The 617-nt window shown below is 44.1% G+C and carries 1 protein-coding gene; it reads right to left on the bottom strand.

The window, feature by feature from the left end:
* Positions 1–62: 62 nt before the first annotated feature.
* Positions 63–497 carry an IS200/IS605 family transposase gene (gene tnpA / locus EMM73_RS19840; RefSeq protein WP_127688485.1) on the bottom strand — a complete coding sequence of 145 codons (435 nt, stop codon included), beginning with the start codon at positions 495–497 and terminating at the stop codon, positions 63–65.
* Positions 498–617: the final 120 nt, after the last annotated feature.

Raw genomic sequence — 617 nt, 5'->3', positions numbered from 1 at the left:
GTAAAGAATCCACCTTCTGAAGAAGGTGGCTTTGTGTTAAGCCCCTAAAAGGGGCCCTTTGTCTAGTCCAGCGCCAATTCGGCCTGCTCTTGCCGTTCCATTTTTTCTTGGTGCCGCACATAGCGCCTAATTATATCTTCGTTTATTCCCACTGAATCCACGAAATAACCTCGTTGCCAGAAATGATTTCCCCACATTTTATTCTTTCTCAGATGAGGAAATTTGCTGAACAACTTCAACGCTATTTTTCCTTTTAACGCCCCCATTAAGCTCGAGATCGATACCTTCGGTGGCACTTTGATCACCAAATGAACATGATCGATCTGGACATTCAGCTCCACTACTTCACAACCCAACTGAGCACTGTAAACCTGAATACAACGCCAGACTTCCTTGCCTACATTGTCTTTCAGTATTCTGAACCGGTACTTCGGCGTCCAAACAATATGGTATTGACACCGCCAGAACACATGCGATGCTTGTTGATATCTACTCATGTTAATTACCTCTTTTGACTCCGCGAAAAATCAAAACGGCAATTAGCATGGGTAGGTCTTTACAGGCAAAGCCTTTTGCATGATAACCACCTACTGAAGTAGGTGGTTTAGGGCCGAAAA

The sequence above is a fragment of the Rheinheimera sediminis genome, from assembly GCF_004005375.1.
Taxonomy (GTDB): domain Bacteria; phylum Pseudomonadota; class Gammaproteobacteria; order Enterobacterales; family Alteromonadaceae; genus Pararheinheimera.
This window is presented reverse-complemented; position numbering and strand designations above follow the sequence as displayed.

What these genes read in the sequence shown, in the direction of transcription:
- tnpA (WP_127688485.1), bottom strand. Translation starts at nt 497, where the DNA reads ATGAGTAGATATCAACAAGCATCGCATGTGTTCTGGCGGTGTCAATAC.